This window comes from Pseudomonas sp. TH04 (assembly GCF_016651355.1).
Taxonomy (GTDB): Bacteria; Pseudomonadota; Gammaproteobacteria; order Pseudomonadales; family Pseudomonadaceae; genus Aquipseudomonas; species Aquipseudomonas fluorescens.
Genome location: NZ_JAEKEA010000001.1, coordinates 2,812,406 through 2,839,216 on the forward strand (window position 1 = coordinate 2,812,406; position 26,811 = coordinate 2,839,216).

Here is a 26,811-nt window from a genome sequence, read left to right on the forward strand (position 1 = left end):
CCCGATGAAAGCCTTGATAGCCGGTATGAGCCTGTTACTGCTCGGCGGTTGCGCCACCAATGGCCAGACCCCGTGGGGCGCCCTGACGGCCACCGGCACCTGCCCCAAGCCCGGCGCCGACCAGGAACTGTCGCTGAACCTGGCCGATGAAATGGCCAACGACGGCAAGCTGCACGCCAGCCTGGCCAACCTGCAGAGCTTGCCGGCCACGCTGCCCCAGGTGCGCCTGCGCCAGGCCAAGGCTTATCGGTTGCTGGGACGCAGCGAGGCCGAGCCACTTTATCGCAGCCTGCTCGGCACCTGCATGGCCGCAGAAGGCGAACACGGGTTGGGGCAACTGGCCTCGGCCAAGGGCGACAACGGGCAAGCCATGTCGCACTTGCAACGCGCGGCGCGACTGGCCCCGACCGACGAAAAGATCCGCAACGACCTGGGCGTGGTGTACCTCAACCAACTGCGTCTTGAGGATGCGCGATTCGAATTCTTGACCGCCATGGAACTCAAGCAGAGCGACCCGCTGGCGGCGATCAACCTGGTGACCCTGCTGATCTATCAGGACAACTGGCAGCAGGCCGCGCAACTGGTCACTCAAATGGGCCTGAGCCCCGAACAAGTCACCGATGCCCAGGCCAGGGCCGAAAAACTCAAGGGCTCCAGCGCAACCGTCGCCAAGGCCAAGGACCAGATCGCGACGGTCGTCGATCCAGCCAGCCACCCGAGGAATTGATCATGAACGTGCCTTATCTGACCAGCCTGGCAGTGCTGGTAATGCCCCTGAGCGTGATGGCCATAGACCCCGGCCCCTCGTCGCCGCAGCAGGCAGTCACCGAGAGCTGGCTGACCTTGCAGGCCAGTGGGCGTGCCGCATCAACGACACCGCAAAAGGCCACGGCCGCAGAACGCGAACAAGCCGCCCAGCGCTTACTGGAGAGCTACAAGCATCCGATTCCGGAGTATTTCGAACAGAAAGTCGGTGGGCAGACCCAAGGCAGTAATTGAGCCAATCCGGCACCCGCGTCGTGCCAAATGGAGGAGCGGGCTTGCTCGCGAATGCGTGGTAGCAGCCGAGACATCCTCAGCCGATTCACCGCTTTCGCGAGCAAGCCCGCTCCCACATTTTGGCCGAGTGTGAAAGGACAGGGTCAGTGGGCAGTGACACGCTGGCGCATTGCCGAATTGTTCGGCGATAGCGCCAACGCCAATTGCGTGCGGTTATGCATGTGGGTCAGGCGTAGAACCTGGGACACATACAGCTTCACGGTGTTCTCGGTAATGCCCAGCTCGCAGGCGATTTGATAGTTGGTCTGCCCCTTGCCCACCAGCCGCGCGACGTCCAACTGACGCGGCGACAATTGGTTGAAGATCGCCGGCGTTTCTAACGGCCCGACCTCCTCGGCCGAGGCATCTTCGCCTTCCAGCACTTGCGGGCTGCGGCGCACTTTGTCGAGGTCCTGGTACAGATCATTGATGGACTCGGAAAGAAATTGCAGCTTCTGGTTCAGGTGCCCCAGTTGCAGCTCCTTCTTGCGTTCTTCCAGCGCGGCTTCCTGGCGCTGCAAGCCTTCGAGCAACTCGTGCAGGTTGATCGGCTTCTGGTAGTAGTCCGCGATCCCCGCGCGCAGGGCCTTGATCACATCTTGCTTATCGGCGCGGCCGGTCAACATGATCGCCTCGAAGGCGCGCTGTTTGCCGGCCACCTTTTGCAGGGCCTGGACCAGCTCGATGCCGTCCATGTCCGGCATATGCAGGTCGCACAGCACCAGGCCGATCTCGGCGTCTTCGCTGAAGCGTTTCAAGGCCTGTTGGCTGGACTCACAAGGCACGCAGCGGAAACCGCTGCTTTCAAGGAACTCACAAAGCTCTTCCACGATCAACGGCTGATCATCGACTACGAGCACTTTTACTGCAGAGGTAAGCTTGTTCACGCGCGACTCCATGCCTTGCAAGCCAATAGTTTGACTAATCCTTCACCACGAAATATTCCTGCACCTGCGTATTAAACGTAGACGTACTTTCTGACTATGTACATAGCGTTAATACCCTCTGACGACTAATGGATCCAAAACCAGGCGAGTGCAAAGCCCACCAGTAAAAACGGCGCAAACGGCAATTTTTTTGACGAATTCGGGGCCAGGTACAGCAGATGCGTTTTAAGCCCTTGACGCATAAGCGGCCACAGTTTTGGCGCGAGTAACAGCCAGAGCACATTGACGGCCGCAGCGCCGACAAATGACCCCAGCAAATACTCGGCATTCGATGCCAGCGCCAGCGCCGCAAGCAGCTTGACGTCCCCCGCCCCCAGCCGGCCAAGGGCGTAACCGGGCAAGGTCAACAGCAGCGCGAGGATAAACGCCCACAGCCCCTGCGCGACGGATGCACCGAGCCAGGTGTTGCCCGTCCACACAAGATAAATCAACGCCAACAGGGCCGCGCCCAGCGTCAGGCGATTGGCAAGCAATCGTTGCCGGGCGTCCTGCCTCGCACACAGCGCCAACCACAACAGCACCACCGCAGCTTGGATCACTAAAAAACGTCCCTTTTCGCCGATTGATTCTATGCTGATATCAAGTAGTAGCCGTCAGGGTAGACGCGGTGATGAAAACAAGCCTCCCCAGTAAGCAAAAAGGCACGGCAGCGATCGAATTTGTGGCCGTGTTTGTGATTTTTTTCGCCGTGTTCTACGGCATGGTCAGCTATAGCCTGCCGCTGCTGCTCTTGCAGTCGTTCAACCAGGCAACCGCCGAGGCCGTGCGGCTGAGCGTGGCCCTGGACCCGACGATGCCGGGCTACCAGGCCGCCGTGCAGAGCACCGCCAAAAACGCTATCACCACGCGTTTGTATTGGATTCCGCCGGCGTACAACTTCAACATCAACCAAATCAGCACCACCTTCAACAACGGCCTGCTGTCGGTGCAGATCAACTACCCGTCGGCCAATCTCCAGTCGGTCATGCCCTTTATTGTCCTGCCCGGCATTGGCACCGTGCCGCAATTGCCGGTGACGTTGCAGGCCCAGTCGAGCCTGCAATTTTGAGTTCCGGCGACAAACTCTTCGGGCGCCTGCTCGGCCGCAGTAGCGCGCTGGCTATCGACACGCCACTGACCCCGGCTGCCGGTTTGCACATGCAGTTGGATGCTCAAGGCCATGTGCTGGAGATCAGCGGCACGCTGCGCCCGCAGTTGGGGCACCCGGTGAACTCGCCACGCTTGCACGACCTTCTGTGTACCCATAGCGCCCTGGCAGTGGAAGGTGTGCCGGCCGATTGGCAACGCCACAGCCTCGACCTGGATTTCCACAGCGTAGCCGGGCAGATCCTGCACACCCGGGCGACGATAGAAGCCCACGAGCACGGCTGGCTGTTGCATGCCGTCGATATCGGCGATTTGCTCGGCGGCCGAGACCGGGCCGAACAGCGCGAACAGAACCATCAACTGACCAGCCGGGTAAGTGAGCAATTGCGCGTGTGCAGCCTCAGCCGCCTGCCCGAGGTGTTCAATGAACAGTTGTGCAGCGTCGCGCAACGCTGGCGTATCCCGTGTGTCGCCCTCGCCTTGCTCGATCAGGAAGATCAGGGCTGGATGATCTACAGCCAGTACGCCAACCATGACGCCCCGCTGTTCTGGCACGCCGGTCAGCGGCTCGGCACCTGCCTGGACAGTCTCAACGGTACGACGCCGCTGAGCCTGCAAGCCCCCTATGGGCGTGGTGAACACCCGCGTTTGCATAGCGTATTTGGGAATGCCGATGGTTTTCTGGTGCCCTATCGCGATGGCCAAGGCGTCGCCGCATGGCTGCTGTGCGGCGCCTACAGCGGCCAACCGCACACCGGCGATCGAGACTGGCTGAACCTCGCTGCTGCCCTGGCCGCGCCATTGCTCAGCCGCCTGCGCGAACACCGTCACCATCAACAACTGGAACGCCTGGAAGCCCTGCAAGGCTTGCTGGGCACTGGCTGGTTTGAGTTGTTGCCCGCGAGTGACGAAATCCAGCTCGCCCCCCAATTGATACGCAACCTCGACCCGGAGGAAGGCCCGACTCGGCAACCTCTGGACACGTGGCTGAACCTGATCCACCCCGCCGACCGCCAGGAGCTGCACAGTCGTCTGCACGACCTGCAAACCCTGGGTAAGCCGTTGCTCGCCAGCGTACGCCTGAACCGCAGCGACCCCGACCGGCCGCCGACCTGGTATCGCGTGCAGGGCCAAGTGCTGGGCGCCGGTGAGCAACGTCGTTGGGTCGGCTTTATGCTCGATATCAGTGACATCAAGAACCAGCAACTGCAAGCCGACGCCGCCCACGCCCGGTTGGACAACCTGATAGCCAGCTCACCGGCGGTGATCTATGTGCAGCGCTATGTGAACGGGGCCCTGCAGCCGGTGTTTTTCAGTGACAGCCTGCTCCCCTTGCTCGGCCGTACACTCGCCGAGTGCAACCACGACAGCCTGGTGCAATGGGTACACCCGGACGACCGCGACCTGTACTTCCAGCGCACCCGCCAACTGCTGCGTGAAGGCAGCGTGCGCAGCCGTTATCGTGTGCAGGACAAACAGGGCGACTACCACTGGCTGCTCGACGAAGCCAAGTTGCTGCGCGACGACCTTGGCGTGCCGGTGGAAGCGGTCGGCCTGTGGCTTGATGTCACCGAGGCGACCCTGGCGGCGCAACAGGTCAAGGACAGCGAGGAGCGCTACCGAATCCTCGTCGAAGACTCCCCGGCGATGATTTGCCGCTACCGCCCGGACCTGACCCTGACGTTTGGCAACACGCCACTGGCCAACTACCTGGAATGTTCACCCGCACAGCTGCACGGGGTGAACCTGGGGGACTGGCTGTCGACCGAACAGCGCGAGGCATTTACCCACCGCATCGAGCAACTGACGCCGGAATTTCCCGTCAGCACCGCCGAAATCAGCCTGCAATTACCTGGGCGCGAACATGCCTGGTGGGTGTGGTCGGACCGCGGGGTATTTGATGAGCACGGCGCATTGGTGGAAGTACAGGCCGTGGGCCGCGACAACACCGAGGTGCGCCGCTCTCAGCAACAACTGACGCAAAGCGCGAAAATGGCCACCCTCGGCGAAATGGCCACCGGCCTGGCCCACGAGATCAACCAGCCACTGAATGTGATGCGCATGGCCATCGTCAATGTGCTCAAGCGCCTGGGCAATGGCGACGCGCAGGTCGATTACCTGACCGAAAAACTGCAGCGCATTGACGCACAGGTACAGCGTGCGGCCCGTGTGGTGGACCACATGCGCGTGTTCGGCCGCCGTTCGGAGATCGAGCAACAACCCTTCGACCCGGCGCAGGCGCTGGAGGGCACACTGTCGTTGCTCAGCGAAGGCCTGCGCGGCAAAGGCGTGGACGTGCGCCTGACCCAGGCGCAGGTTCCGGTGCAGGTCAAAGGCTACATCGACCAACTTGAACAGGTGTTGATCAACCTGATGGTCAACGCCCGCGATGCGCTGGTCAGCCAACGCGAGAAAAACCCCGCGTTGCGCCCCTGGATTGCAGTGCACACCGAACACGACAGCCGCCACGTACGCATCTGGGTCGAAGACAACGGCGGCGGCATCGACCCACGTTTACTGGAGCGAATCTTCGAACCGTTCTTCACCACCAAGCCGATTGGCGTGGGGACCGGGTTGGGCTTGTCGGTGAGCTACGGCATCGTGGAAAACATGGGCGGGCGCCTGAGCGTCAGCAACGGTGAACACGGCGCGCGGTTTTGTATTGAGCTGCCCAGGGCCACCGACGCTTAAATCACCAGGTAGGCTTCGCCGGTCTGGCCGCAGGTCAGGTTGGCGCCGACGTTCACATTCGCAAGGCTGATCCCCAGGCTGTTCAACAGGTTGTTCAGGATCGGGTTGAGCAATGGGGCCAGCAGGCTATCCACGACCGGCGTGACGATGGCGCTGACACCGCTTAACAGCGAGACCGTATTCGTAATCAGGCTACCCAGCGGGTTATTGCCCACCGGCTGATAGGCGGTAATGCCCACGCCACTGAGGGTGGTGGAAAGGCTGCTCACCACATTGGTGGCGGGCGTGGCGGCCAAATAGCTAGGCGTAAGGCCTACGTTGGGTGGTGTGGCAAACGGCGTGGGGCTGGAAAACACCTGGGTTTGGCTGCTCCCCACGATCGGGCTCTGCACCTTGATGCCGATCCCGCCGCCGGCAAATGGCACCCGGGGACCGCAACTGCCGATAAAGGCAATCATGTGACAGGTCTTGGTGCCAATATCGATCAGTGCCAGAGGGGCCACCGTCATCGGCTGTGTGGTGGAAAACGCATTCGTGATCGCGCCCACATTCAGCGATGCCACAGAGGTTGTGGTGTTGGCCGTCAGACTCTTGGTACCTGCGTTGCCGGTTGGGCAGCTGTACGCGGTGACATAACTGCTGGCGCCCCCGGCATCCAGCACGATGTTAAGCGGCAAGTTGCCCGGCAACGGCAGCAAATCCAACTGTTGGCACCCAGCCCCCAGCAAACACAGCGCCGAGTTGATGGTGGTCACCAGGTTCAAGCTCAGCAGGCCATTGACCACCGGCGTCAACGGCCCTACCAGGTTATTCACCGCGGTGGTCAGCCCTGACAAGCTACTCAACACCGGCAAGCTGACCGTCACCTGCGTGCGCACCTGAGCGGTACGGACATAAATCGCATTCGGCCCCAGTGGGTTGGCGGCGGCCAGTGCCGGGTTGCCAATGGCCGACAATTGCGGTGGCTCAATCACTTTGACTTGGGTGGTGATATTGGCCAGCCCCAGCAGGCTCACCGGCAAGGTTGCCGCCACCGCGCTCTGGCTGTTGGACAGTTGCACCACGCCCTGGATCAGTTGGAACACCTGCAGGTTGGCGTTCAGCGCGGCCGCGGTGGTGCCCGTCTGCAATTGCAGGATTTGCCCGAGGGTCAAGGGCGCCTGGTTGATCGCAGCGACTTGCAGGTTGCCCAGCGCCGTCAACACGTCTGCCGTCGCCCCGTTGGCGGTCAGCACGCTGATCGCGGCCTGGATCAACTGCGACGCGGTGACCGTGGTGTTGAGCAACTGGGTGTAGTTACCGGCGGCCACGTTCAGGTTGACCGCCAACTGGTTGAGGTAACTGAGCAGGTTGATATTGGTAGTGAGCAAGCCGTTCCAGCCCGCCAGGGTCAGGTTGACGTTGCCGCCGAGCAAGCCGCTGAACAACGGGTTCAACAGGCTCGCGCTGGCTGTGTTGACGCTGGCCAGGGTGCTGTTGATGGTGAGCTGGGCCAACGATGGCGCAGGCTTGGCCGCCACTGCCGTCGCCGTCAAAACGGTGTTGACGCTGATCGGGCTGCCGGAAACGAGTGCCCAGATCCCGCCGGCCACGCTGGTCGTGACAGTTTTGCTGAGCACCACTTGAATCGCCGATGACACCGCAGGGTTGGCACTGAAGGTGCGCACCCCAGACGCGCCAGTCGTTACCGTGCCGCAAAGGGTCGCCAGGCTATTGCCGTTACCCACCACAAAATGGTTGCGGGCCACACTCTGCGCCGCATAAGCCGCTGCGCTCAGGCCCGCCACACAGGTCCCGCCGCGACTCACGGCTTCCAGTGCCGCCGTATCCGCCACGCCTTGCAGCTTGCGTTTCTCCAGGTACAAACGGCCGCTGTCGACCACCAGTAACGTGCAGACCAACACCAACGCCAACACGCCAGCCGCCATCAAGCCAATGGCACCGCGCTGCTTGCAAGCCAATCGGGGAGACATCGAGCACTCCTGTGCCGGCGAGTTGCCGAGCGCTTACTCTCCTGGGGTGTCAATGAGTGTAGACAAGGGCTGCGGAGGATGACGGGCAAATGCGGGAGGCGGTTTGCTCCCGCACAGCTCAGGTTCAGTGCGGTGGGTAATTCGAGAGGATCTTGGTCACGGTGGTGCGGATCGCATTGCTGCGGTCCTGCGGGTTCGGCGTGCTGCTCATCATCTGCTCGTCGCTGCCACGCCACACCAGCTTGCCATCCTTGCCGTCCAACAGGTCGACCTGCAGGGTTGCGACCTTGTAGGTGATGTTGCGCGTTTCGTTGTACATCGGCGCGCCCCAGTACCCGTTCCACGGGCCGCCCCAGGCGCCGCCGTAATTGGTCGTGACTTGTTGCTGGCGGTCTTCGACGATCAGGTAAACCTGCACGTTCAGGTCAGCCTTGGTGCCTGCCGCTGCGGGACGCAGGCCGCGCTGGTCAAGTTGTTCAGCCACGGCCTGGCGGATGCGTTGCTCAGTGAGGTCGCTCTTGATGCGCGGGTCATCCGGGCGATATTGCAGGGCCGGGTCCTTCCAGGCCCAGTTGCGGTAGGCCCCGAAGTCGCGGCTGGCGTCATAGTCGTTGTTGACCTGACTGGTCTGGCAGCCCCCCAGCAGTAAAACAACAGCAAGTGCAGCGAAGCGACGAAGCATGATTGTTCTCCAAAAAACGCCATAAGCCTGAGATGAGAATAGCGGCTAACTGGGCGGGTAAGCCGTCATGGCCTTCTGCATGGCTTCGCGCAGCGCATCCGCCCGCTCGCTCAAGCTGCCCTGGCTGGTCGTTTCGGCGCTGGTGCTCCAGACCGGCTGGCGGGTGCGGGCATCGAACAGGCTGATACGCGCCACCGCCACCGTCACTTCATAGGTGCGCACCACCGGCACCGAGTTGTACATGCCGTAACCGTTGCCATAGCGGTTATAGCCACCGTAACCATAGCCATAATCGTCCTGGACCTGGCGCAGGCGTTTTTCCAGGCGCACGTCGGCGCTTACCAGCAAGTCGGGCGCACGGTTGTCATGCAGGGGGCGCAAGCCGCGCTGGTCAAGGGCACCGCTGACCGCCTCGGCAATTTGCGCCGAGTCGGCCCACGCCGAATCCGCCGGCAGTTGGCCGTTAAGCCAGGCCCAACTGCGGTAGGCGCCATAGTCGCGGACCGGCGCCGGGTAAGCGCTGGCATCAAAGGTGTTGGCCGCCTGTGCCGGCGCCGGTGGCATCGGGGCCGAGGCGGCCACGTAAGGATTCGGGCTGGAGCATGCGCCCAACCCCAGGGACAACAGGATCAAACAGAGACGACGCATTTCGACCTCCGCAGACTGGGCCGCTTAAACCGGACGGCATATCCAGTGTAAATAACGCCCAAGTCCGGCAAAGCTTGGGTGACGACGGTGAGCGAGTTCCATCTCCAACAAATCCTGTAAATCGGCGCGGGCCTGGAATTCCACCGGCATGTAGTCGTGGAACACCCGCACGCCACTTTGGCTTTCGACCTGCCATAGCCCGTCGAGTTGCGCTGCCAGCTCGCGTGGGTCGAGGGGTTGTTGCGGCGTCAGGCTCTGCTTTTCGCCGGCCATGTCGTTCTTGCGCATTTTGCGGAAGTGGCCTTTGAGCAGGTTGCGATAAATCAGCGCATCACGGTTGTAAAACGCCAGCGACAACCAGCCGCCGGGCACCGTGAGTTGGTGCAGCACCGGCAGTATCGCATGGGGTTCGGCCAACCATTCCAGCACCGCGTGGCACAGCACCAGGTCGTAAGGCTCGGTGAGTTGGCCAAGCAGGTCCTGCCAGGGCGCGTGAATAAAAGTCGCGGTCTGCCGCGCATCGGCAAAGCGTTGGCGCGCGCCGTCGAGCATCGGCTCGGCGGGCTCGGCCAGCGTGACCTGATGGCCGCGTTCGGCCAGCCACAACGACATATGCCCCAGGCCGGCGCCGATATCCAGCACACGCAACGGGCGGTCCGGCAGGGCTTCGGTCAGGTCGGCCTGGAGCACCGCCAGGCGAATCGCACCTTTGGCGCCGCCGTAGATTTTCTCGGCGAAGCGCGTGGCCAACTGGTCGAAATGACGATCACTCATGGGCAAACCGCCGTTCGCTGTCGGCCAGTTTCGCGCGCACCACTTCATTCATGTCCAGGCCCAGCTCACTGCACAGCAACAGCAGGTACAGCACAATATCGCCGACTTCCTGCCCGGCATGGGCGAGTTGGTCTGCGGGCAGTTGCCGCGACTGGTCTTCGGTCAGCCACTGGAAGATCTCCACCAGCTCGGACATTTCCACGCTGGCGGCCATGGCCAGGTTTTTCGGGCTGTGGAACTGCTTCCAGTGATTGGCATCGCGGATACGGTGCAGGCGTTCGGTGAGGTGTTCGAGGTTCATGCGGGGGCTCCTGAAGGTGTATAGCTTCGGGCGGATGATTAGCGAAGGCAAGTGAATCCCTGCACGCCGTAAACCTCTATGCTAGAAGGGAACTCGCGTGCGCCGATAACGACCAAAGGCTCAGGTCCGGCAGCTACGCCCACCTATTCATCAGGACACACACATGCAAACAGACTTTTTCGGCTGGCTGGGTCTCAAAATCGGCCAGATCATCCACTTTATCGTCGAGCTGTTCAGCGGGCTGTTCAACACGCTGTCCCATGCCGGCGGCGATTTTGTCGACGGGCTGTCCAAATCCCTGGGCATGGATACGTCGATCATCAGCATCATCACCCTGATCATCGGGCTGTTGCTGCTGTACTCGGCAGTGCGCGCGTTTATGCGGGCGTCGATCATTGCCGGGATTATCTGGTTGATGCTGGGCCTGTGGCTGCTCAGCTGGGTTGTGCACTGATACTTGAAAACACTCACGTTACTCACCGACTGGCGCGACCGCCCCACCCATCGCCGCGTCTGGGCCCTGGCCGCACCGATGATTTTGTCGAACATCTCGGTGCCGCTGGTAGCCCTGGTCGACAGCATGGTCATCGGCCACTTGCCACACGCCCACCAACTGGGCGCCGTGGCCGTAGGGGCCAGCCTCTATACCTTCCTCGCCTGGGCCATGGGTTTTCTGCGCATGGGCTCCACCGGGTTTGCCGCGCAGGCCGCCGGGCGTGGCGATGGTGCAGCGTTGCGACAGGTGCTGCTGCAAGGTCTGCTGCTGGCGCTGGGCCTGGCGATGCTCTTGGGCACGGTGGGCATCCCGCTGAGCCAGTTGACGCTGGAGTGGATGCAGCCCTCCCCCGAGCTGAATCAACTGACCCGCGACTTTTTCCACACGCGTTTGTTCGGCCTGCCTGCTGCGCTGGCCAGCTATGCGCTGGTCGGCTGGTTCCTCGGCACGCAGAACGCCCGTGCACCGTTGGCGATTCTGCTGACCACCAACCTGGTCAATATCGCCCTGAACCTGTGGTTTGTACTGGGCCTGGAATGGGGCGTAGTCGGCTCCGCACGCGCATCGGTCATCGCCGAATGGACCGGTGCCCTGCTCGGTCTGGCGCTCACGCAAAACGCCTTGCGCGCCTATCCCGGGCATATCGCCTGGGCCGCACTCAAGCGCTGGCAAAGCTGGCGCCCGCTGCTGGCGGTGAACCGTGACATCTTCATCCGCAGCCTGGCACTGCAGTCGGTATTCTTCATGATCACGGTGCAAGGCGCCCGTCTGGGTGATGCCACCGTGGCGGCCAATGCGCTGCTGCTCAATGGCCTGCTGCTGACTGCGCATGCCCTGGACGGTTTGGCCCACGCAGTCGAGGCCCTGTGCGGGCATGCCATCGGCGCCCACGACCGCCAGGCGTTACGCCGTGCATTGGTGGTCGCCTGCGGTTGGTCATTGATCGCCAGTGTGGGCTTCGCGCTGCTGTTTACCTTTGGCGGCCACCTGTTTATCGCCATGCAAACCAATATCCCCAGCGTGCGCGAAACCGCCGATATCTACTTGCCTTATCTGGCGGTGCTGCCGCTGATTGCCGTGTGGAGTTACTTGCTGGACGGCCTGTTTATCGGCGCTACCCGCGCACGGGAAATGCGCAACGGCATGCTGCTGACCGTGGTGATTTTGCTGCCGTTCGCGTGGGTCTTGCAGGGCTACGGCAACCACGGCTTGTGGATAAGCTTCCTGTTGTTCATGGCCTTGCGCAGTCTCACGCTGTGGGCGATCGCTTGGCGATTGAACAAGAGAAACGCGTGGCTCGGCGAGCCGACCTGTTAGTTCTCACAGGTTACAAAACCCCGTCACCGACGTTGAATGAAGGTTGGGCCTGCACAGCGATACGTTTCCGGCCTCAACCTTCTTTCCACTCAGGGACGAACAAACATGGGCAGCAATACCGTATTTATCATCGGCGCGTTGCTAGTGGCCGGTTTAATCGTGGCCGCCACGATGCGTGCGGCCAAGGCAAAAAAATCGCCGCCTCCGAGCGATGTCGTCGCTGCACCTGCCATTCAAACCCCACAGGTCACCCCGGACACCGGCGAGTGGGCAATCAAACCGGGGAGCGACATGCCTGCAACCCTGCCGGAGCTGCCTGCCTCAAGCGCCGTGGAGGTCTGGAACCAGACGGGTTTCCAGATATTCGCGACGCAGCAGGGCATTCGAGCGACCCTGTCGCCCCAGAGTCGCACGCTGATGAGTAATGGCGTTGCGCTGACAATCACGCCTGCATCACCGGACCACACGCTGCGCTCCGTCACGCTGGAGGAAGCAAGTACCGAGACCTCAACCGTGTACAGCCTCATCGTCCAATAGCGCCAGCCTCACTGGCCCGGAGTGGACTGGATAAACGCCGTGACCCGATCCAGCACCGGTGCCAGCCAGCGCAAGGGTTTGGCAATCGATGCCACCAATGTCGCGTGGTTGGTCTTGGTGAAGTAAAACACCTCGACCGGCACACCCGCGTCGTGCAGTTTTTTCGCCAGCCCGCCGGTGTTGCGTGTGGGGTTGACCAGCGTGTCGCTCGCCGAGGCAATCAACAGGCTCGGCGGCGCGCCATGGTCGACGTGGTTGATCGGCTGGGAGTCGGGCGGGGAATTCGGAAAGAAAAACACCGGGCGCACATCGCGGTTTTCAATTGGCAGAAAGTCATAGGGCCCGGCCAGGCCAATCCAACCCTTGAGCATCGAGGGCGCCAGGTTCACCTCATTGAGCCAGCGCGCATCCAGCGCCAGCATCGAGGCGTTGTAGGCGCCGGAGCTGTGGCCCATCAGGTACAACTGCGTGGGGTCGGCGCCGTATTCGGCGATGTGTTGACGTGTCCAGGCCACCGCTTGGGCGCCGTCTTGAAGAAAGCTTGGGTAACGCACTTGCGGATAGAGCCGATAGTCGGCGATCACGACGACGATGCCGCGTGAGGCCAGTGCCTCGCCGACAAAACCATAATCGTCCTTGGCGCCGCTGTTCCAACTGCCACCGTAGAAAAACACCACGACGGGCGCGTTGGGTGCGGCCGCGACGGGGCGGTAGATATCGAGTTTTTGCCGGGGGTCATCACCGTAGGCGATGGATGCGGTTTTGGTGAAGGTGCTGGAGGGCGTCAGTGCGTTGAGCACTTTGATCGGCGAGCACGCCGCGAGAAATGCGGCGACCGCCAGGGTGAACACTTGCAAGAGTTTGCTCGACATCGTTCAGACCTCACGAAGAAGGTACAACCAAACGAAGATACAAATGTGGGAGTGGGTTTGCTCTCGAAAGCGGTGAATCAGTTAACACATGTGTGACTGATGTACCGCTTTCGCGAGCAAGCCCGCTCCCACATTTTAGATCTCTGCCAGCCGATATTACGACGACAGGTACGAAGAACGGGTCAGACCGAGACGCAACGCATCCAGGAACTGCGTGCGCTCGCTGGCACTGATTTTCGCGCTCGCGCACTTGTCGCGGTAATGCGTCATCAACTCCTCCGGCGACAAGTGCACATAGCGCAGCATGTCTTCGATGGTGTCGTGGGTCTCGATACCGGCGCTGTACACCGAACCGTCTTCGCGCTGGTAGATGTTCACCGAGTCGGTATCACCGAACAGGTTGTGCATGTCACCGAGGATTTCCTGGTAAGCGCCGACCAGGAAGATGCCCAGCAAGTAGTCTTCACCTTCATTCAAGGCGTGCACCGGCAGGCTGGTCTCGATGCTCTGCTCGTCGACGTATTGCTTGATCTTGCCGTCGGAGTCGCAGGTCAGGTCTTGCAGCACGGCGCGGCGCAGCGGCTCTTCGTCGAGACGGTGCAGCGGCAGAATCGGCAGAACCTGGCCGATGGCCCAGGTGTCCGGCAAGCTCTGGAATACCGAGAAGTTGCAGATGTACTTGTCGGCCAGCTTGTCGTTGAGTTCGTCCAGCACTTGGCGGTGCGAGCGCTGACGGGCTTTCAACGAGTTGTGCAAGCGACGGCACACGGCAAAGTAGCACTGCTCGGCGAGGGCTTTTTCCGCCAGGGTCAGTTTGCCGTCAGCGTACTGGGTGGCCACGTCGCTCATGTAGTGAGTGGCGCGCCAGTAGGTTTCGGTGACCATTTCGATGTCGGTCGGGCCCAGCAGGTCCACCAGCCATTGCACGGTTTCCGGCAGGCTTTCCTTGTTCTCGATTTGCGGCACGTCGTCGTTGTGTTTTTCAACGTCGGTGACTTGCACCACCAGCATGGCGTGGTGGGCGGTCAGGGAGCGGCCGCTTTCAGAGAAGATGTTCGGGTGCGGCAGGCTCTGCGCGTCGCAGAATTCCTTGAGCATACCGACGACGACGCCGGCGTAATCGTCCATGTCGTAGTTGATCGAGCTGGCATTACGCGAGTGGGTACCGTCGTAGTCCACGCCCAAGCCGCCGCCGACGTCGATGTGGTCCACCGGCAGGCCGAGGTTACGCAGTTCGCCGTAATAACGAATGGCTTCCTTGAACCCGTGCTGGTAGTCGGCCAGGTTGGCGATCTGCGAGCCCATGTGGAAGTGCAGCAGACGAATGCCTTGATCGAGACCCGCCGCGCGGAAGCGCTCGACCACCGACAGCAACTGCGCCGCCGACAAACCGAACTTGGACTTCTCGCCACCCGTGTCCGCCCATTTGCTCGACGCCAGCGACGACAAACGCACGCGCAAGCCAACCTGCGGCTTGACCTTGAGGTTGGCGGCTTCTTCGATCACCAGGCCAACTTCGGATTCTTTCTCGATCACGATGAAAACATTGTGACCCAGCTTCTGGCCCATCAGCGCCAGGCGGATGAACTCACGGTCTTTGTAACCGTTGCAGACGATGGTGCCACCCTTGGGTGCCAGGGCCAGCACAGCCAGCAGCTCAGGCTTGGAACCGGCTTCCAGGCCGATGGAAACGTCCTGGGTGGCGATGATGTTCTCGATCACCGCTTCCTGCTGGTTCACTTTGATCGGGTACAGCGCGGTGTACTTGCTCTGGTATTCCAGGCGCTCGATATTGGAATCGAAAGCGCCGGTCAGTTGGCGTACACGGTCTTGCAGGATATCGGGAAAACGCACCAGCAGCGGCAAGGACAAACCGCTTTTGCGCAGCTGGTCGACTTGCTCGTACAGATCGACGGGCGTGCTGTTCGGGCCGTTCGGACGGACTTCAACGCGACCGGCATCATTGATCGCGAAATACCCGGCCCCCCAATGGCGAATCCCGTAAACACTGCGGCTGTCCGCAACTGTCCATTGGCTGCCATCGTCTTTGCGTGTGCGTCGTACGGACATCGAAGTCCCCTATATAAAGTCGAAGATCACCGCGCCCTTCTTGTAAGGCTGGCGAAGTCTAAAGAATGAAAATGACGATTTGCCTGTAAGCAAGGTAGACCCCACTCGCAGGACAGAGTTTAGACACCGGTCGGGAACAGGCTCTGTGAAAACCATGGAGACGACCGTTCGCGTTCAGCAAACCGGCGATCGGGGTGGGTTTCACAGAGGCTGCTAGCCGCCGGATTTCTTCGCCTTGTAACCCAGCTTGATCAGCTCGGCCAACAGCAACTCGACGTGATCGCCCTGGATCTCGATGACGCCGTCTTTCAGGGCGCCACCCGTGCCACAGCGCTTTTTCAGCGTGGTGGCGAGTTCCTTCAGGGCTTCTTCGGCCAGCGGCACACCGGTGACGGTGGTCACCGTCTTGCCGCCACGGCCCTTGCTCTCGCGTCGTACGCGGGCAATACCGTCGCCTTCAGGGATCAGGGTCTGTTTGCAGGTACACGAATCCACGGGCTGGCGACAGTCCGGGCAGTGTCGACCTGCGTCGGTGGAAAATACCAAGCCACCAAGGGCGGCGAAGGATGCGGCTTTTTTGGCCACCGGCAATCCTCTTGGGAGGACAAAGACAGATCGGTGCTCGGTTCTCGTAAACAGAACAGGGCATCGACCGCGAAGCCCCACTCAGGCAGGGGCAGCGCTACCGAACCGCAAAGGTGGTTCGGGTGAAAAGTCGCGCAGTGTAACGGCAAAAAGCCGACTTGCTAAGAGCCAAATAGCGCCAATTTATGCAACTTTAGCGACGCGAGGCCAGATAGCGCCGCAAGCCCTCTTGAGCGTCCGGGCAGTAAGGCTTTTGTTCAGCTTCCTGCAGGACCCTTTCAAGGGGTAAAAACCGCGCTTCCATGACCTCTTCGGGCTGCAGGCGTAAGGGGCCATCCCAGACCGCCGAATAGGATTTGCACCAGAGCCGGCTGGCGCCATCCTCGAAGTAGAAATGGTCATGCTCGACCAGGTCCACGCCGCCCACCCCAAGCTCTTCTTCCAATTCACGGGCCGCCGAATCGGCGTAACACTCGCCTGCCGCGACCATGCCCCCCGCGGCCGTGTCCCAAAACCCAGGGTACAAGGCTTTGCTCAAGGTGCGCCGATGCACACACAGTTCGCCGGCCGAATTGAACAGGAAGATAAAGGTGCAACGGCCGATCAGGCCGCGCTCACGCAGGTCAGACCTGACGAGATGGCCGAGCAGGTTGTCCTGGTCGTCGACCCAGCAGATCAGTTCAGCATCAGAGGCCGCGCGGTGCGCGGCCTCATTTTGAGTAGCGTCCATCATTACCCCTGGTTGAGGAGCTGACGCAAGTCGATCACTGCAGCGTTTGCCCGGGAAATATAGTTGGCCATGACCAGCGAGTGGTTGGCGAGAACGCCAAAGCCACTGCCGTTGAGAATCATAGGGCTCCAAACCGGCTCCTGCGAGGCCTCAAGCTCACGAATGATCTGACGCACGCTGACGGTGGCATTTTTCTTGGCCAGCACGTCGGCAAAATCGACTTCGATGGCGCGCAGCAAGTGAGACAGAGCCCAGGCCTGGCCACGGGCCTCGTAGAACACGTTGTCGATCTGCATCCATGGGGTTTCCACCACTTCTTCATCGACCTGCGGCACTTCACCCGGCGCCAGGGCTTCGGTTTTCAGCGCGGTGTTCAGCTTGACCCGACCGACACTGGCCGACAGGCGTTGCGACAACGAGCCCAAACGAGTGGCGACATCACCCAGCCAGTTGTTCAGGTTGTCGGCACGCGCATAGAACAGCGCGCCTCTCTGGTTAGGGTCGGACAGACGCGCTTCGTAGCGGCTCAGGGAATTGATACCTTCCTGGTACTCCGACTCGCTGGATGGCAGCACCCAGCTCTTGTTGTCAAAGTTGAAGCGTGGCTCGGCCTTGGCCAAATCGGCGTCCTCGGCCGACTGCGACTGGGAACGGGCGAAGTCTTTACGCAGGGCACGGGTCAAGTCACGCACCTGCACCAGCACGCCGTATTCCCAGCTCGGCATGTTGTCCATCCACAAGCCTGGCGGGAAACGGTCGTTGGAGATATAGCCACCGGGCTTGTTCAGCAACGTGCCGACCACGGTCTTGAGGGTTTCGACAGTGGTGTAGCCAATCACCATCTGCTTGCCTTCCTTCTCCGCAGCAAGCTGGGCGTTTTGCTGGACCGGAAACAGCGCCGGCTCTTCGCTCCAGTACCAACCCAGGCCGCCGGTGACCAACAGGTACAAGGCCAGCACGCTGAGCAACGCTTTGCTCATCAGCAGGTTGCGAAAGTAGCCGCGTTGGGTCGACTTTGGCTCAGGGGCGGGGCCTTTGGCACTGCCTGCACGATTTTTCCAGTCCAGCATGGCGATATCCTTTCAATCACTTGAGTTCATGCACGTCAATTGTCCGGGTGCGGTCAAACACTCCGACCACAACCCTACCCCATCGTGCCCATCGGTGCGGGCCTTTTAACCAAAGTGGCGCACCGGGCAGATTCGACTATAAAGATCTGCAACCATAACGCATGCCGGCTTTTTACGCAGCGCGACCATAAGGTCAGAAACTGAATCGCACAGACGTGTACTTAATTGACGTATGACACTCATATATAAGAAAAGAGGTGCTAGCATAGAGCCATCAGTCGACCTCAGCATGCACCCTCACTAGTAGTCAGGATATGACCGAGCCAGAAGACCCCAGCCGTGAGCGTCTCAAGCAGCACTTTGCCCAGCGGGTAATTCATCAGGCACGTCAAATTCTTGAGATCTGGCAACGCCTGCAGCGCAGTGAATGGTCAAACACAGATTTGTCCGAACTCAGCGAAGCAAACCTGCGCCTGCTGCGTTTTGCCGAACGCTTCGAACAGCCGGAACACGGCCAACTGGCGCGGCACATTGGCGAGTCCCTCAAGGTCGTGGACGAGAACCGTGGCCGCCTCAGCAGCCAGGTGATCACCGAACTCAACCGCCTGATGCAGCGCCTGTCCCGCACCGGCCTGCGCCAGGGCGACCAGCTTGAGCAAACGTTCCTGCCACCGATGCGCAAGCCGATCTACGTGATGCTGGCCGATCACGACCGCGCCGAGCGCCTGGCCAAGCAACTGGAATTCTTTGGCATGAGCGCCCAGTCGCTGGACAGCGTGGCAGCGTTTCGGTCCTCGCTGGCCGAGCGCCTGCCTTCGGCGATTGTGATGGATGTGGATTTCTGCGGGGCCGGCCTGGGCCTCAAGCTCGCGGCCGAAGCCCAGGAAGGCCTTGAGCAAAAGCTGCCGCTGTTGTTCTTCAGCCTGCACGAAACCGATACCCCGACGCGCCTGGCCGCGGTGCGCGCGGGCGGCCAGGAGTTCCTCACCGGCACGCTGGAAGCCTCCAGCCTGCTGGAAAAGATCGAAGTGCTGACCTGCGTCGCGCAGTACGAGCCTTATAAAGTGCTGATCATCGACGACTCACGCGCCCAGGCATTGCACACCGAGCGCCTGCTCAACAGAGCCGGCATCGTCACGCGCACCCTGATCGAGCCGATCCAGGCCATGGCCGAGCTGGCGGACTTCCAGCCGGACCTGATCATCCTCGACATGTACATGCCCGCCTGTACCGGCACCGAACTGGCCAAGGTGATTCGCCACAACGACCGTTATGTCAGCGTGCCCATCATCTACTTGTCGGCCGAAGACGACCTGGACAAACAGCTGGACGCCATGAGCGAAGGCGGCGATGACTTCCTCACCAAGCCGATCAAGCCGCGCCACCTGATCACCACCGTACGCAACCGCGCCGCCCGCGCGCGCAACCTCAAGGCGCGCATGGTGCGTGACAGCCTGACCGGGCTGTACAACCATACCCACATCCTGCAATTGCTCGAAGACTGCAGCTTCCGCGCACGCCGCGAGAACAAACCGCTGAGCTTTGCGATGCTCGATATCGACCATTTCAAGCGGGTCAATGACAGCCACGGCCACCCCATGGGCGACCGCGTCATCAAGAGTTTGGCGCTGTTCCTCAAGCAGCGCTTGCGCAAGACCGATTACATCGGCCGCTACGGCGGTGAAGAATTCGCCATCGTGATGCCCGACACCGACCTGGAATCGGCCTGCAAGGTGCTGGATGAAATCCGTGGGCGCTTTGCCGAAATTCACTACCCCGCCCAACCACAGGATTTATGGTGCACCTTCAGTGCCGGGCTGGTGGAGCTGTGCGACGACTCCGACAGCCTGATGATGGCCGCTCAGGCAGACGAGGCGCTGTACCGCGCCAAGGGCGCCGGACGTAACCGTGTGCAGGCCGCACGCACGTCAAAGCAAAGTGCCATCTTTTCACCGGAATCCACTGATACCGTCATAACCTTGTAATGAAAACGCAATAACTTCAGGCACTTATCTTTCGCTGTCGGTTGAAACCACGCATGCGCCTGAAGCTGCTGACCAATCTGAATACCCTTCTTCTGGTAGCCGTGTGCCTGGCACTTGGGGCGACGCTGTGGTGGTCGCAACGCGCACTCGAACGGCCTTACACGCTGATGGAGCGCTACCTGGGTTTGTCGCAAACCTTCCAGAACCAGGCCGCGCGCAATATCGACGACTACCTGGCCAGTGGCGACGCGTTGCGTTTGAGTAGCGCCAGCCAGAGCCTGGAAGACCTCTTGCAGCACCTGGATGAATTGCCCGCCGAGCTGACGCAAAACCTGCGTCCCAGCCTCGCGGACCTGGATGCCTTCAGCAAAACCGACCTGCTGGCCGCCGGCAAACTGGCCGGCGACCCGCAAGCACTGCTGCTACAGGCCGAGCGAGAGCTGAGCGCGAACCTGGAGCAACTGAGCCAGTACGCAATGGGCGTCAACTCGCCCGAGGCAGCCCGTTACTTGCCGCCACTGCTGGCCGCGTCTCAGCATTTGGGCAAGCTGTCACTGGCACGCGATAAGCTGGTGAGCAGCGGGCGCGCGGAATTGGCCGATGACGTAGAGCGCGAAGTCGCCAGCATCCGCACCCAGGCCGACCTGTTGGCGCAGTTACCCCTGCTGGGCGTAAAGGCCAGCGCGGAATCCAGCTCCGATGACTTTTCAGCCATGATGGGCCTTGAAAACAGCGGAAAAACCGACGTCCAGGACACCGGCGTCGACCTCAAGCGCGAACTCAACAGCCTGCTGACCCGCTACCCCGCCGAACTCAAGCGCACCCGTGAGCAGATCCAGCAGCGCACCGCACTGGCTGCAGGCACCCAGCTGAAAATCGCCGCCGTACAACAATCCATCGCCAGCCTGGAACCCGTGGTGCGCGCGCAACACGCCAAGATCCAGGGCGAAGTGCGCCTGATGCAAGGTGTGATGATCGGCCTGATCCTGTTGATCGCGCTGCTGATCGATACCCTGCAGCGGCGCCTGGCGCGGGTGCTGACCAACCTGGCGCCAGCCCTGTCCAAATGGGCCGAGGGCGACTTCAGCCAGCCCATTGCGCTGGGCAAGACCAACCGTGAATTGCACGACATCGAAGCCTCCCTGAATCGCCTGCGCGCCTACCTGGTGGACCTGGTGGGCACCATTCGCGGGAATGCCGAGGAAGTGGCCGGCAGCAGCCGCGCCCTCGCCGAGCTGAGCAGTGGTCTGCATGACGGTGCCGAGCGCCAGGCCGGCGATACCGCGCAGATCCGTGACTCCCTGGGCGAACTGGAAGCCACCATCCAGCAAGTGGCCGGGGATGCCAGCCAGGCGGCCGGCGCCAGTCGCAGCGCGGGTCAAGCCGTGGAACAGGGCCAACGCGTGATCGGCCTGAGCCTGACCGGCTTGCACGCGCTGGTCGGTGAAGTGCAGCAAAACGCGCAAATGATCGAAAAACTCGCCGAAGAATCCGCGACCATCGGCGGCGTACTGACCGTGATCCGCTCGATTGCCGACCAGACCAACCTGCTTGCGCTTAATGCCGCCATCGAGGCAGCCCGGGCCGGTGAAGCCGGGCGCGGGTTTGCCGTGGTCGCTGATGAAGTGCGCTCACTGGCCCAACGCACCGCCGGCGCCACCGCCGAGATTCAGGGGCTGATTGCCGGCCTGCAATCCGCGGCCCACCAATCGGTGCAAGGCATGCGCGCCCAGGTCGAGCACGCCGAAGCCACCGCGCAGCAAGCCCAGGCGGCCGACGGTGCGTTGGATAAAATCGTCGGGGCAATCCAGACGATTTCCGACACGGCAGTGCGCATCGCCGATGTGACCGCCCAGCAGAGTGGCGCCGTCAGTGAAATTCGCGATAACAGTGAACGCATCCACCAGTTGGGTGAAGATAATCTGCTGCGTATTGGCCAGGGCCGTCGCCAGGGCGACCACCTGCTGGTGCTGGGTGGGCAGCTCAATACGGCTGTGCAGGCTTTCCGCGTTTAATCCGCTCCAATGCCATGCACAGATCACAATGTGGGAGCGGGCTTGCTCGCGAATGCGGTGGGTCAGTCAATTCATTTCTTACTGATCCACCGCTTTCGCGAGCAAGCCCGCTCCCACATTGGATCTCCTGAGACTTCAGGACCGTGCTACCAATGACCGGAATCCAGGCCACAGTCACAAATTTCGCGCAATCCTCGCTAATCGTGCTGCCTACTGCATAGAACTGGACAGTCACAAACGCTTTGCGGCATAGTCGCCGAGTTCTGCCGTACCCACATCAATAACAAGGAACAGCCGATGGCGACCTTACTGGTTCTTCACGGACCCAACCTGAACCTGCTCGGCACCCGCGAACCGGGCGTCTACGGGGCAGTCACCCTCGATCAGATCAACGTGGATCTGGAGCGACGGGCGCGTGAAGCCGGCCACCATTTGCTGTACCTGCAAAGCAATGCCGAGTACGAATTGATTGATCGCATCCATGCCGCGCGTGGCGAAGGCGTGGACTTTATCCTGATCAATCCCGCCGCTTTTACGCATACAAGCGTTGCATTACGTGACGCGCTGCTGGCGGTGAGCATCCCATTTATCGAAGTGCACTTGTCGAACGTGCACAAACGCGAAGCTTTCCGCCATCACTCTTACTTCTCCGACGTAGCGGTAGGAGTGATCTGCGGCCTTGGCGCCAGCGGTTATCGACTGGCCCTGGAGGCCGCCCTGGAACACATTGAACAACCGGCCAAGCGCCCCTGACCGACCCTTGGGAGTTGATGATTCATGGATATCCGTAAAGTTAAGAAACTGATCGAACTGCTGGAAGAATCCGGTATCGACGAGCTGGAAATCAAGGAAGGCGAAGAGTCCGTACGGATCAGCCGTCACAGCAAGACCCCGGCCCAACAGTTCTACGCGCCACAGATGCAAGCGCCGGCACCAGCCGCTGCTGCTCCGGCCGCCGCACCTGCTGCCGCTGCGCCAGCCGCACCTGCTGCGCCTGTGTTGAACGGCTTCGTGGTCAAGTCGCCAATGGTCGGTACGTTCTACCGCACCCCGGCACCGACCTCGCCAGCCTTCGTTGAAGTCGGCGCGACCGTGAAAGTGGGCGACACCATCTGCATCGTTGAAGCGATGAAGATGATGAACCACATCACGGCTGAGAAAGCCGGCGTCATCGAATCCATTCTGGTAGAAAACGGTCAGCCGGTTGAGTACGACCAGCCGCTGTTCACCATCGTTTGAACCGCGGAGCACCTTCGATGTTGAAACCTGCGAAGAAACTGCAAAAAGTCCTGATCGCCAACCGCGGCGAAATCGCGCTGCGGATCCTGCGCGCCTGTAAGGAAGAGGGCATCAAGACCGTCGCTGTTTACTCGACGGCCGATACTGAATTGATGCACGTGAAGCTGGCGGACGAAAGCATTTGCATCGGCCCGCCACTGGCCACGAACTCGTACCTGAAAGTCTCGAACATCATCGCGGCCGCTGAAGTGACTGGCGCTGATGGCATCCACCCAGGCTATGGCTTCCTTGCGGAAAACGCCGACTTCGCCGAACAGGTGGAAAAATCCGGGTTTGCCTTCATCGGTCCGAAAGCCGAAACCATTCGCCTGATGGGCGACAAGGTATCGGCCAAAGACGCCATGATCGCGGCCGGCGTACCCACCGTTCCAGGTTCCGACGGCCCGCTGCCTGAAGACGAGGCAACCGCCCTGCGCATTGGTCGCGAAGTCGGTTACCCGGTGATCATCAAGGCCGCCGGTGGCGGTGGTGGTCGCGGCATGCGCGTGGTGCACAAGGAAGAAGACCTGATCGAAGCCGCCAAGCAGACCCGCTCCGAAGCGGCTGCCTGGTTCGGCAACCCGATGGTCTACCTGGAAAAGTACCTGACCAACCCACGTCACGTGGAAGTGCAGGTGCTGTCCGACGGCCAGGGCCACGCCATCCACCTGGGCGACCGCGACTGCTCGCTGCAACGCCGTCACCAGAAGGTACTGGAAGAAGCACCGGCACCGGGCCTGGACGAAACCGCTCGCCAGGAAGTCCTGGCGCGCTGCGTCAAGGCGTGTATCGACATCAACTACCGTGGCGCCGGGACCTTTGAGTTCCTCTACGAAAACGGTCGCTTCTACTTCATCGAGATGAACACTCGTGTACAGGTAGAGCACCCGGTTTCGGAGATGGTCACCGGTATCGATATCGTCAAGGAGATGCTGAGCATCGCCGCCGGTAACGTGCTGTCCTTCACCCAGGACGACGTGAAGCTCCACGGCCACTCCCTGGAGTGCCGGATCAACGCCGAAGACCCGAAAACCTTTATCCCAAGCCCTGGCCTGGTCAAGCACTTCCACGCGCCCGGCGGCAACGGCGTACGTGTGGATTCGCACCTGTACAGCGGCTACAAGGTTCCGTCCAACTACGACTCGCTGATCGGCAAGCTGATCACCTGGGGCGCCACCCGCGACGAGGCCATGGCCCGTATGCGTAACGCCCTGGACGAAATCGTGGTTGACGGCATCAAGACCAACATCCCGTTGCATCGGGATCTGGTTCGCGATGAAGGCTTCTGCGAAGGTGGTGTGAACATTCACTACCTGGAACACAAGCTGGCTAACCAGTAAGTGCTCCACCCAACAAAGCCGCCTTCGGGCGGCTTTGTTGTGTATGGCCCCTCCATTTAGACTGTGTACTGTCAGTACAGTCGTCTTCTTCTCCACGCTCGCGTAAACTTGCGCGCTTTCGCGACCCAGCCGTCGCACACTCATTTTTTCAAAGGTGCCCGCCATGCCTTGGCTGCAAGTCCGTCTCGCCATCAGCCCAGAACAAGCCGAAACCTACGAAGACGCTTTCCTCGAAGTGGGCGCTGTCTCGGTGACCTTCATGGACGCCGAAGACCAACCAATCTTCGAACCGGAACTCAACACCACGCCGCTGTGGTCCCACACCCACTTGCTGGCCCTGTTCGAAGACGGTACCGATGCCGCCGCCGTGCTGGCCCATATGGAACTGCTCACTGGCAGCCCGCTGCCGGAGCATCACAGCGAAGTGATCGAAGACCAGGATTGGGAACGTAGCTGGATGGACAACTTCCAGCCGATGCGTTTCGGCCAGCGCCTATGGATCGTACCCAGCTGGCACGCCGCCCCTGAACCGGATGCGGTCAACCTGCTGCTGGACCCGGGCCTGGCATTCGGCACCGGTACTCACCCCACCACCGCGCTGTGCCTGGAATGGCTTGATGGCCAGGACCTGACCGACTGCAACGTGCTGGATTTCGGCTGCGGCTCGGGCATCCTGGCGATTGCCGCGCTGCTGCTGGGCGCCAAAGAAGCTGTCGGCACCGACATCGACGTGCAAGCCCTGGAAGCCTCCCGCGACAACGCCGGGCGCAACCATATTCCTGAAGGCAAATTCCCACTGTACCTGCCGGAGCAATTGCCCCAGGTCCAGGCCGATGTGCTGGTGGCGAATATCCTTGCCGGGCCGCTGGTGTCCCTGGCGCCGCAGCTGTCGAGCCTGGTCAAGCCAGGTGGGCGTCTGGCGCTGTCGGGTATTCTCGCCGAGCAAGGCGAAGACGTGGCGGCGGCCTATGCCCAGGACTTCGAGCTGGACCCGATCGCCAACCGTGACGGCTGGGTACGCATCAGTGGTCGTCGGCGCTAGAATGGGCGCTTGCCTGAATCGGATGGCCGCATGACTGACAGTTTCGTCACCCAGTGCCCGCATTGCCAAGCTCGCTTTCGCGTCAGCCACGCTCAATTAAGCGTGGCCCGTGGCGTGGTTCGCTGCGGCTCATGCCTGCAAGTGTTCAACGCCGCCCGCCAGTTGCTGGAGCAGCGTGCCGGTGCATCTGCGCCGCACGGTACACAGCCGGCTGCCGAGGCTGCCCCGCAAACACCGCGGGCGATCAGCCAGAAGCAGTGGACCGCCGAAGAGCTCGACCTGGACAACCTCGACCTGGACGAAGAACTGGCCAAGCTGGAACGCCGCGAGATTCAGCACACCCTGCCGCCAGGCACCGAGCGTCGCCAAGCAGGTGCCGACCGTCGGCAAAAGGAAGATGCCCTCAGCGCCAGCCGTGACACCGTCAAGGCCGAGGAAGAAAAGTGGGCCGCCAGCCTGTTCAGCGAACCGCCCGAGGAACGTGTCCAAGCCAGCGAAGAGCAACCCGAGCCGCCCAAGGCGCCTGCGACCAAGCAGCGCACCGAGCCGTCCATGTCGTTTCACATTGACGACGTTGACGATGAGCCGTCGCTGCACTCAACCCCTGACGATGACGATATCGACCCGCCGTTCACGCCGCTGACCGCTGCCGCCGACGAGCCCGAACCCGAAGAACGCTCACAGCCGCGTCGCAAACGCCCGCGCCCGGAAGCCAGCGTTCACGACGATGTACTCCAGGACCTGGAAGACGACCCGCTGCATCTTTACGCGCAGAAACGTCCGTCGGGCTGGGGCCGTCGCCTCCTCTGGATGTTCCTGGTATTGCTGGCCGCCGCCGGCCTGGCAGGCCAGTACATTGCCTATCAATTCGATGATCTGGCCCGCCAGGACGCGTACCGCCCATGGTTCCAGCAACTGTGCCCAACACTGGGCTGCACGGTGCCATCACGGGTCGATATCGCGCATATCAAGAGCAGTAACCTGGTGGTACGCAGCAACCCGGAGTTTGCCGGGGCGCTGGTGGTGGACGCCATCATCTATAACCGTGCGACGTTCTCCCAGCCTTTCCCGCTGCTGGAGCTGCGTTTTGCCGACTTGAACGGCAGCCTGATTGCCAGTCGTCGCTTCAAACCCGGCGAATACCTGAGTGGTGAATTGGCCGGTGTGAGCGAAATGCCTTCACAAACGCCGATCCATATCTCCCTGGACATCCTCGACCCAGGCAATAAAGCCGTGAATTACAGCCTGAGTTTTCACTCGCCCGAGTGAGCCGGCTCACGCTCCGAGGTTTGACGGCAAATTATTGACTGCCCCGCCACCTACCAAACCGGTGG

General features: G+C 61.3%; 26 protein-coding genes. 14 read left to right on the top strand and 12 right to left on the bottom strand.

Features of this window, described 5'->3' with window-relative positions:
* The first annotated feature begins 4 nt into the window (after positions 1-4).
* A complete protein-coding gene (locus JFT85_RS12775; protein ID WP_053254153.1) occupies positions 5-727 on the top strand; it encodes a tetratricopeptide repeat protein in 723 nt (240 codons plus the stop codon).
* 2 nt (positions 728-729) lie between these two features.
* Positions 730-999, top strand: a complete 270-nt coding sequence (locus JFT85_RS12780; protein WP_053254152.1) for a DUF3613 domain-containing protein — start codon at positions 730-732, stop codon at positions 997-999.
* 143 nt (positions 1,000-1,142) lie between these two features.
* Here the strand turns inward: JFT85_RS12780 and JFT85_RS12785 are convergent, their stop codons facing one another.
* Positions 1,143-1,925, bottom strand: a complete 783-nt coding sequence (locus JFT85_RS12785) for a response regulator transcription factor (RefSeq protein WP_053254197.1) — start codon at positions 1,923-1,925, stop codon at positions 1,143-1,145.
* A gap of 125 nt (positions 1,926-2,050) precedes the next feature.
* Complete coding sequence (locus JFT85_RS12790; protein ID WP_053254151.1) at positions 2,051-2,524, bottom strand: prepilin peptidase; 474 nt, start codon at positions 2,522-2,524, stop codon at positions 2,051-2,053.
* A 71-nt stretch (positions 2,525-2,595) separates the two neighbouring features.
* Here JFT85_RS12790 and JFT85_RS12795 point away from each other — a divergent pair, with 71 nt between their 5' ends.
* Both JFT85_RS12795 and JFT85_RS12800 read left to right on the top strand, forming a co-directional pair.
* Positions 2,596-3,033: a TadE/TadG family type IV pilus assembly protein gene (locus JFT85_RS12795; protein WP_053254150.1), complete on the top strand. Its 438-nt coding sequence runs from the start codon at positions 2,596-2,598 to the stop codon at positions 3,031-3,033.
* Entirely contained in the window at positions 3,030-5,762 is a 2,733-nt protein-coding gene (locus tag JFT85_RS12800) for a PAS domain-containing sensor histidine kinase (RefSeq protein ID WP_078827691.1), read from the top strand. The genes JFT85_RS12795 and JFT85_RS12800 overlap by 4 nt, the downstream gene beginning before the upstream one ends.
* Here the strand turns inward: JFT85_RS12800 and JFT85_RS12805 are convergent.
* The 5 genes from JFT85_RS12805 to JFT85_RS12825 all read right to left on the bottom strand — a co-directional run bounded on the left by JFT85_RS12805 (position 5,759) and on the right by JFT85_RS12825 (position 10,140).
* The gene (locus JFT85_RS12805) at positions 5,759-7,735 is read right to left on the bottom strand and encodes a pilus assembly protein TadG-related protein (protein ID WP_201229941.1); all 1,977 of its coding nucleotides are present in this window, start codon (positions 7,733-7,735) and stop codon (positions 5,759-5,761) included. The two genes, JFT85_RS12800 and JFT85_RS12805, sit on opposite strands and share 4 nt — an antisense overlap.
* Before the next feature lie 124 nt (positions 7,736-7,859).
* Positions 7,860-8,417, bottom strand: coding sequence for a DUF4136 domain-containing protein (locus JFT85_RS12810; protein ID WP_069550930.1), 558 nt, complete (start codon positions 8,415-8,417; stop codon positions 7,860-7,862).
* Positions 8,418-8,462: 45 nt separating this feature from the next.
* Entirely contained in the window at positions 8,463-9,065 is a 603-nt protein-coding gene (locus JFT85_RS12815; protein WP_069550929.1) for a DUF4136 domain-containing protein, read from the bottom strand.
* A 24-nt stretch (positions 9,066-9,089) separates the two neighbouring features.
* Complete coding sequence (locus tag JFT85_RS12820; RefSeq protein WP_053254145.1) at positions 9,090-9,839, bottom strand: methyltransferase; 750 nt, start codon at positions 9,837-9,839, stop codon at positions 9,090-9,092.
* Complete coding sequence (locus JFT85_RS12825; RefSeq protein ID WP_053254144.1) at positions 9,832-10,140, bottom strand: MazG-like family protein; 309 nt, start codon at positions 10,138-10,140, stop codon at positions 9,832-9,834. Before JFT85_RS12825 ends, JFT85_RS12820 begins: the two co-directional genes overlap by 8 nt.
* Positions 10,141-10,303: 163 nt before the next feature.
* Here JFT85_RS12825 and JFT85_RS12830 point away from each other — a divergent pair, with 163 nt between their 5' ends.
* The 3 genes from JFT85_RS12830 (at position 10,304) to JFT85_RS12840 (ending at position 12,490) form a co-directional block, all read left to right on the top strand.
* A complete protein-coding gene (locus tag JFT85_RS12830) occupies positions 10,304-10,594 on the top strand; it encodes a hypothetical protein (protein ID WP_053254143.1) in 291 nt (96 codons plus the stop codon).
* A gap of 3 nt (positions 10,595-10,597) precedes the next feature.
* Positions 10,598-11,953 carry an MATE family efflux transporter gene (locus JFT85_RS12835; protein WP_069550927.1) on the top strand — a complete coding sequence of 452 codons (1,356 nt, stop codon included), beginning with the start codon at positions 10,598-10,600 and terminating at the stop codon, positions 11,951-11,953.
* Between the two features lie 105 nt (positions 11,954-12,058).
* Positions 12,059-12,490 (top strand): hypothetical protein, encoded by a 432-nt coding sequence (locus JFT85_RS12840; RefSeq protein WP_069550926.1) that lies wholly within the window; start codon positions 12,059-12,061, stop codon positions 12,488-12,490.
* An 8-nt stretch (positions 12,491-12,498) separates the two neighbouring features.
* Here the strand turns inward: JFT85_RS12840 and JFT85_RS12845 are convergent, their stop codons facing one another.
* The 5 genes from JFT85_RS12845 to JFT85_RS12865 form a co-directional block, all read right to left on the bottom strand.
* The gene (locus tag JFT85_RS12845) at positions 12,499-13,362 is read right to left on the bottom strand and encodes an alpha/beta hydrolase (RefSeq protein WP_053254140.1); all 864 of its coding nucleotides are present in this window, start codon (positions 13,360-13,362) and stop codon (positions 12,499-12,501) included.
* 156 nt (positions 13,363-13,518) lie between these two features.
* Positions 13,519-15,432 carry an arginine decarboxylase gene (gene speA, locus JFT85_RS12850; protein ID WP_053254139.1) on the bottom strand — a complete coding sequence of 638 codons (1,914 nt, stop codon included), beginning with the start codon at positions 15,430-15,432 and terminating at the stop codon, positions 13,519-13,521.
* Positions 15,433-15,645: 213 nt separating this feature from the next.
* Positions 15,646-16,017, bottom strand: a complete 372-nt coding sequence (locus JFT85_RS12855) for a translation initiation factor Sui1 (protein ID WP_053254138.1) — start codon at positions 16,015-16,017, stop codon at positions 15,646-15,648.
* Positions 16,018-16,210: 193 nt separating this feature from the next.
* Positions 16,211-16,747 (bottom strand): NUDIX hydrolase, encoded by a 537-nt coding sequence (locus JFT85_RS12860; RefSeq protein ID WP_053254137.1) that lies wholly within the window; start codon positions 16,745-16,747, stop codon positions 16,211-16,213.
* A gap of 2 nt (positions 16,748-16,749) precedes the next feature.
* A complete protein-coding gene (locus JFT85_RS12865; RefSeq protein WP_371850841.1) occupies positions 16,750-17,727 on the bottom strand; it encodes a DUF2333 family protein in 978 nt (325 codons plus the stop codon).
* A gap of 404 nt (positions 17,728-18,131) precedes the next feature.
* On the opposite strand from JFT85_RS12865, the gene JFT85_RS12870 reads away from it, so the two are divergent.
* From JFT85_RS12870 to JFT85_RS12900, 7 genes are all read left to right on the top strand, one after another.
* The gene (locus JFT85_RS12870) at positions 18,132-19,802 is read left to right on the top strand and encodes a response regulator (RefSeq protein WP_201229942.1); all 1,671 of its coding nucleotides are present in this window, start codon (positions 18,132-18,134) and stop codon (positions 19,800-19,802) included.
* A 53-nt stretch (positions 19,803-19,855) separates the two neighbouring features.
* The gene (locus JFT85_RS12875) at positions 19,856-21,817 is read left to right on the top strand and encodes a methyl-accepting chemotaxis protein (RefSeq protein ID WP_201229943.1); all 1,962 of its coding nucleotides are present in this window, start codon (positions 19,856-19,858) and stop codon (positions 21,815-21,817) included.
* 297 nt (positions 21,818-22,114) lie between these two features.
* A complete protein-coding gene (aroQ, locus tag JFT85_RS12880; protein ID WP_053254133.1) occupies positions 22,115-22,570 on the top strand; it encodes a type II 3-dehydroquinate dehydratase in 456 nt (151 codons plus the stop codon).
* Positions 22,571-22,594: 24 nt separating this feature from the next.
* Complete coding sequence (gene accB / locus JFT85_RS12885; protein ID WP_017738537.1) at positions 22,595-23,056, top strand: acetyl-CoA carboxylase biotin carboxyl carrier protein; 462 nt, start codon at positions 22,595-22,597, stop codon at positions 23,054-23,056.
* Positions 23,057-23,073: 17 nt separating this feature from the next.
* On the top strand, positions 23,074-24,435 hold the full coding sequence (gene accC / locus JFT85_RS12890; protein ID WP_053254132.1) for an acetyl-CoA carboxylase biotin carboxylase subunit: 1,362 nt from the start codon (positions 23,074-23,076) through the stop codon (positions 24,433-24,435).
* Between the two features lie 163 nt (positions 24,436-24,598).
* Positions 24,599-25,477 carry a 50S ribosomal protein L11 methyltransferase gene (prmA, locus tag JFT85_RS12895; protein WP_069550924.1) on the top strand — a complete coding sequence of 293 codons (879 nt, stop codon included), beginning with the start codon at positions 24,599-24,601 and terminating at the stop codon, positions 25,475-25,477.
* A gap of 30 nt (positions 25,478-25,507) precedes the next feature.
* Positions 25,508-26,746 carry a DUF3426 domain-containing protein gene (locus tag JFT85_RS12900; RefSeq protein WP_069550923.1) on the top strand — a complete coding sequence of 413 codons (1,239 nt, stop codon included), beginning with the start codon at positions 25,508-25,510 and terminating at the stop codon, positions 26,744-26,746.
* Positions 26,747-26,811 lie beyond the last annotated feature (65 nt).

Excerpts from the sequence above, each read along its gene's own strand:
- accB (WP_017738537.1), top strand. The coding sequence starts at position 22,595 with ATGGATATCCGTAAAGTTAAGAAACTGATCGAACTGCTGGAAGAATCC.
- JFT85_RS12820 (WP_053254145.1), bottom strand. The coding sequence starts at position 9,839 with ATGAGTGATCGTCATTTCGACCAGTTGGCCACGCGCTTCGCCGAGAAA.
- speA (WP_053254139.1), bottom strand. The coding sequence starts at position 15,432 with ATGTCCGTACGACGCACACGCAAAGACGATGGCAGCCAATGGACAGTT.
- JFT85_RS12840 (WP_069550926.1), top strand. The coding sequence starts at position 12,059 with ATGGGCAGCAATACCGTATTTATCATCGGCGCGTTGCTAGTGGCCGGT.
- JFT85_RS12830 (WP_053254143.1), top strand. The coding sequence starts at position 10,304 with ATGCAAACAGACTTTTTCGGCTGGCTGGGTCTCAAAATCGGCCAGATC.
- JFT85_RS12870 (WP_201229942.1), top strand. The coding sequence starts at position 18,132 with ATGACCGAGCCAGAAGACCCCAGCCGTGAGCGTCTCAAGCAGCACTTT.
- JFT85_RS12795 (WP_053254150.1), top strand. The coding sequence starts at position 2,596 with ATGAAAACAAGCCTCCCCAGTAAGCAAAAAGGCACGGCAGCGATCGAA.
- JFT85_RS12900 (WP_069550923.1), top strand. The coding sequence starts at position 25,508 with ATGACTGACAGTTTCGTCACCCAGTGCCCGCATTGCCAAGCTCGCTTT.
- JFT85_RS12825 (WP_053254144.1), bottom strand. The coding sequence starts at position 10,140 with ATGAACCTCGAACACCTCACCGAACGCCTGCACCGTATCCGCGATGCC.
- JFT85_RS12875 (WP_201229943.1), top strand. The coding sequence starts at position 19,856 with ATGCGCCTGAAGCTGCTGACCAATCTGAATACCCTTCTTCTGGTAGCC.
- prmA (WP_069550924.1), top strand. The coding sequence starts at position 24,599 with ATGCCTTGGCTGCAAGTCCGTCTCGCCATCAGCCCAGAACAAGCCGAA.
- JFT85_RS12775 (WP_053254153.1), top strand. The coding sequence starts at position 5 with ATGAAAGCCTTGATAGCCGGTATGAGCCTGTTACTGCTCGGCGGTTGC.
- accC (WP_053254132.1), top strand. The coding sequence starts at position 23,074 with ATGTTGAAACCTGCGAAGAAACTGCAAAAAGTCCTGATCGCCAACCGC.
- JFT85_RS12810 (WP_069550930.1), bottom strand. The coding sequence starts at position 8,417 with ATGCTTCGTCGCTTCGCTGCACTTGCTGTTGTTTTACTGCTGGGGGGC.
- JFT85_RS12845 (WP_053254140.1), bottom strand. The coding sequence starts at position 13,362 with ATGTCGAGCAAACTCTTGCAAGTGTTCACCCTGGCGGTCGCCGCATTT.
- JFT85_RS12865 (WP_371850841.1), bottom strand. The coding sequence starts at position 17,727 with ATGAGCAAAGCGTTGCTCAGCGTGCTGGCCTTGTACCTGTTGGTCACC.
- JFT85_RS12780 (WP_053254152.1), top strand. The coding sequence starts at position 730 with ATGAACGTGCCTTATCTGACCAGCCTGGCAGTGCTGGTAATGCCCCTG.
- JFT85_RS12860 (WP_053254137.1), bottom strand. The coding sequence starts at position 16,747 with ATGGACGCTACTCAAAATGAGGCCGCGCACCGCGCGGCCTCTGATGCT.
- aroQ (WP_053254133.1), top strand. The coding sequence starts at position 22,115 with ATGGCGACCTTACTGGTTCTTCACGGACCCAACCTGAACCTGCTCGGC.
- JFT85_RS12815 (WP_069550929.1), bottom strand. The coding sequence starts at position 9,065 with ATGCGTCGTCTCTGTTTGATCCTGTTGTCCCTGGGGTTGGGCGCATGC.
- JFT85_RS12805 (WP_201229941.1), bottom strand. The coding sequence starts at position 7,735 with ATGTCTCCCCGATTGGCTTGCAAGCAGCGCGGTGCCATTGGCTTGATG.